This is a genomic window from Hyphobacterium sp., from assembly GCF_965228115.1.
GTDB lineage: Bacteria > Pseudomonadota > Alphaproteobacteria > Caulobacterales > Maricaulaceae > Hyphobacterium.
In genome coordinates, this window is sequence record NZ_CBDDHC010000004.1 from 1 (window position 1) to 5274 (window position 5274).

The 5274-nt window shown below is 62.6% G+C and carries 1 protein-coding gene; it reads right to left on the reverse strand.

Translation table 11 applies throughout. The features are described from left to right. The coding region (locus tag ACO079_RS00075; protein ID WP_421788853.1) for a hypothetical protein at positions 1-5274 on the reverse strand (5274 nt) is incomplete at both ends.

Sequence of the window (5274 nt, forward strand, 5' to 3'; positions counted from 1 at the left end):
CCCGCGCCGTCCGGCCAATGGCGGTCGCGTTCGTATTGTTCGCAGAGGCCACCGCTCCGATCGCCGTGGAATCAGCCCCGGTAGCAACGGTCGACGCCCCGATGGCCGTCGCAGACGCGGCGCCCGCATTTGCGAAGGTCCCGATAGCGGCCGTATTGGTACCCGTTGCTTGCGCAAAGACGCCAACGCCCGTGGCATTCTGTGCCGACGCGGTCACATCCGTGCCGAACGCAAGTGCCCGGTCTGCTGTGGCGCTGGAAAACGCCCCCACGGCGACGGACGCCGCGCCAGTGGCTTCGGTTTCCCGCCCCATCGCGATGGCATTTACGCCGCTGGCCACAGATGTCGCCCCCATGGCGATATTGCCGGTTTGAGACGCTGCCGCATCCGCGCCGAGGGCGATCGCATTTACAGCCGTGGCTTGCGCGCCATCGCTATCGCCATCAGTGCTATCGCCGCCGATGGCAATGGAACCAGCCATGGTCGCGTCTGACTGCTCGCCTAACGCAATCGACGAAGCGCCATTCGCATTCGAATTATAGCCAAGCGCCACCGCATCTTCACCAGTGGCATCTGCGCTCGCCCCCAATGATGTAGCCCGGCTTGCTGTTGCGGTGGACGCCGCCCCAAGCGAGACAGTTAGCGATGAATCGGCTACGGCATTTACACCCATCGCGACGCCTGAGCTGCCACTGGCATTGGCATTATTGCCGATTGCAACAGCGTCTGTATTTGTCGAGGTAGCCGCTCGCCCAAGCGCTATTGCATCTTCCGCAGTCGCTGTCGCATCTGCACCGAGGGAAATGGACCCAACTCCAGTGGCCTGTGCGCCATCGCCATCGACATCTGTCGAGTCACCGCCCATGGCGATCGCGGCGGTTGCAGTGGCATCGGAGTTTTCCCCGACCGCTATGGCGGAGTTGGCCGTGGCATCGGCATTCCAGCCAAGGCCGACCGCATCTTCACCGCTAACAGTGGAACTGCTGCCTACTGCCGTACCGCGCAATGCGCTGACATCAGATCCTTGGCCAAGCGCCGTGCCATTGCCGCCCGTAACGGTCGCATTGGTGCCAACCGCGGTACCCAGAGCACCTCCGGTTCCCACATCAACTGAGGCGTTGTGGCCGATGGCAACGGCCTGGGCGCTAGCGACCGAGGCATTCGGACCAATCGCAATCGAATCGGTTGCTGCGGCTGCCGCATCACCCCCAATGGCAATCGCATCAGTCGCGGTTGCCTGAGCGCCATCATTGTTGGCGTCATCGCTATCGCCACCGATCGCGATGGCTCCGCTAAATGTTGCGTCCGATCTGATGCCGACAGAAATTGCCTGACTGGCCGAGGCACCGGCAAAAGCGCCGATGGAAACTGCACCGCTCCCGCTCCCGGCGGCCGAACGGCCAAGCGCCAAGGCATCACCGCCGGATGCATTGGCCTGTCGGCCGAGGGAGATCGCGCCAATGGCTGTAGCTTGTGCGTCTGTGCCAACAGCCACAGCCGCCGTGGCTGTTGCGTCGCTATTCTGGCCAATCGCAAGCGCCTCACTGGCGCTAGAGATGGCGAGGCGACCAAACGCGGTGCCGAAGGCTGCTGCTTGCGCGCCTGCCCCAATCGCAGTGGCGTCTTCGCCATTGGCGGCGGCATCGCCGCCTACCGCGGTCGAATTGTTGCCCGAGGCGACAGAGCCTATTGTTCCACCGTCTGTCCCGTCCCCGCCAATAGCTATGGAGTTGACTCCGGTTGCCGAGCTTCTGCCGCCAATCGCGATGGAGCTGTCGGCGCTTGCCGTGGAATTGCCGCCCAATGCGAGCGTGCGCGTCGCGCTGGCAACGGCGTCAGGCCCGATGGCGATCGTGTCAGTGCTGGTGGCCTGAGCCCCCAGGTCATCTCCGTCATCGCTATCACCGCCAATGGCGATGCCCTGCGCCCCGCTGGCCTCTGAATAGTTGCCGATGGCGATAGCCGCGGTGGCGCTCGCCAGCGCCCCTTCCTGGCCACTTGAGCCGCCACCGATGGCTATTGACTGCGCGCCAGTTGCCCGCGCGGACGTCGATGTTCCCGCGCCGCCACCAATCGCAACGGACTCTTGCCCTGTGGCCTGCGTGTTCGCGCCAACCGCCAGCGAGGTGGCGCCGGTGGCGTCGCTATTGCGGCCCAGCGCGTGTGCCCGTGTATCAGAAGCGGTTGCATTATTACCAAGCGCAACGGAGCCGATACCGGTTGCAGCGGTGTTTTCGCCAATGGCGGTCGATTCCGTCATCGTGGCTTGAGCGGCGTATCCAACCGCTGTGGATTCAGATCCGGTGGCATTGTTGTCACCGCCAAGGGAGGTGGCTTCTGTTGCGCTGCCGGTCGATGAATTCACACCGCATTCGATCGTGCTGTTGCCGCCTGTTCCAGCGTTACAGCCAAGCGTAGCATCAAACGGACGATCTATCCCGCCTGCCTGTGGTACGCTTGGACCGTCATCGGGCCCAGCCAGTGCGAATTCGCCAATCGCGACAGACTTCAGATTGCCCGACCCATCGATGGTCACGACATGGCTGATCGCACCTGCGGAGACGATATTCGCCGCATTGGCGAGCCCCGGCAGGGTGTAGAAGCTGGACGAAAGACCCAGCAGGATCTGGTTGGCGAAGGTCGTGGACGTGTTGGCCCCTATCGCCATGGAGCCGGAGAAACCGGCATTGGCGTTTGTACCGAACGCGAACGCATCCGCCGCAGTTGCTTGCGAGAAGGCACCGATCGCAACCGCGCCGGTTCCGGTCGTATCCGAGTTCACGCCGATCGAGATCGAGTTAGACGCTGTCGCATCGACATTCACGCCAATCCCGATGGCATTGATTGCCAAGGCATCCGCGCCCCGGCCAATCGCCGTGGCATTCACCGCATTCGCCCGCGCCGTCCGGCCAATGGCGGTCGCATTCGTATTGTTCGCAGAGGCCACCGCTCCGATCGCCGTGGAATCAGCCCCGGTAGCAACGGTCGACGCCCCGATCGCCGTCGCAGACGCGGCACCCGCATTGGCGAATGTGCCGATCGCGGCGCTGTTGGTGCCGGTCGCTTGGGCAAAGACACCAAACGCCGTCGCGGATGCCGCTGAGGCCGTGGTGTTGACACCCAGCGCCAAGGCCCGATCCGCAGTCGCTTGAGAAAAAGCGCCCACCGCAACAGACGCTTCGCCGGTCGCGTCCGTCTCACGGCCGATGGCAATCGAGTTCACCCCGCTGGCCACGGAGGTCGCCCCCATGGCGATATTGCCGGTCTGGCTGGAGGCGGCATCTGGACCAAGGGCGATAGAGCCGCTGGCGCTCGAGGCGGAGTCGATGCCAATCGCAATGGAATTCGTACCACTCGCCAACGCTCCGACGGTGCCAGCATCGGCGCTGTCCGCTCCGATAGCAATGCCGCCTGCGGCATTGCTGGCCGAACGCTCACCAATCGCGATAGCGTCAGGGGCACCATCGCCCGTAGAAGCAAGATTGCCAATCGCAACGGAGTCAACATCAGACGTGCCAGCACCGGCGCCCAGAGAGGCACCCCGCTCAGAGGTGAAACTTCCCTGACCGACACTGGTGCCCGTTTGCGCGGCCGAAGCGCTGGCACCAATCGCGGTGGAGTTGGTTGTATTGGCGTTGGCTTGCCAACCGACAGCGACGCCGCTTGCGCCGCTGGCTGAGGCATCTTCACCAATGGCAATTCCGTCCTCGCCCGAGGCCGATGCACCGGAACCAATCGCAATCGTATCCGCAGCAGACGCAACGGCGTCCGCACCAAGCGCGATCGACTCTGCGCCGGTTGCCTGGGCACCCAGCGCATTCGCATCGCCGCCATCGGTACCTATCGCAATTGCATTGTTGGCGGTCGCATCGGTTTCAGCGCCGATTGCCAAAGCATCATTGGCCGACCCGACATTCGCATTGGTGCCGCACGTGAATGATTGATTGCCGTCCTCGGCGCAGGCGGCACTGCCACCGCCCAGCGCAGCGATATCAGATGCGTTCTGCGCGATATTGGCTGTGTTGGTGTTGACAGTGCTTTGCAGGGTAAACAGCTGGCCACCGGTGACAGCATCATGCGAGCCGGAGGCAATCGTACCATCGGCCACATTGACGATGCGGCGCTCGGAACCGGACGAGCCAACCGAGACCGTGTCGGCGACATTGGCCAGTGAGCCGAAACCGATGGCTACAGCATTGCCGGCAGTTGCCGATGCATTGCGGCCAAATGCGATTGAGTTCGTTTGGCTGGCAGCGACCGTCGCGTTTGCACCGATTGCAATAGCGCCTTCAGCCAACCCCCGTGCGCCTACACCGCCGCTGATTTCACTGCCAATGGCAATGGCACCAAGCTGGTTTGCATCCGCGCGCCGCCCTATGGAAATGGAATCTTCGCCAGTAGCATCGGAATTGAATCCAATCGAGATGGCCGTTTCGGCTGTGGCAGTGGACGATTGGCCGATCGAAACGGCGCCGCTGGCACTGGCATTGGCGTTTGATCCCATGGATACAGCATTCGAGGCGGAAGCCTGAGCAGCTGTTCCAAATGCCAGCGCATCCGTGCCGGTCGCATCAGCACTATCGCCTATTGCCACCGCCCGATCCATCGTCGCCGTGGAATCATGGCCGAAAGCCACCGATTCAACTCCGGACGACGCAGTGTTCGTGCCGAAAGCTACAGAATCCCGGCCGGATGCCACGGCGTCAGCACCAATCGCGGTGGAATCTTCACCGCTTGCGACCGCCCCGAGCGTATCGCCATCATTATCATCGCTACCGATGGCAATGCCGCCTTGCACCAGCGCTGAGGACTGTTCGCCGATTGCCACGCTGTCCGATGTTGCCGAGGCGTCAAAACCTATGGCAATTCCAGCGCTACCCAGGCTGGTCGCGCCGTTTCCAAGTGCGATACTGTTGCTTTGGCTGGTGGCGTCAACGCCAATTGAAATACTTCCATTGCTGGCAGACGCACCCGTGGTATCGCCATCGTCATCATCGCCGCCGATTGCGATAGAATCCGTACCTCCGATCGATTCCCGGCCGATCGCAACGCCATTGCCGGAGGAATCAGAATCCGCGCCGATTGCAACACCACCCACCCCGTCGGCCTGGGATTCCGCACCAACCGCAACGCTTCGCTCTCCCGTCGCACGGGCGAGATAACCCACCGCTGTGTCACGTACGGTTGCATCGGCCTGCGACCCAAGAGCCGTGGAATTAAAGGATACGGTATCCGCATCATATCCCACCGCTGTTGAGTTTGATCCGCCGGTAA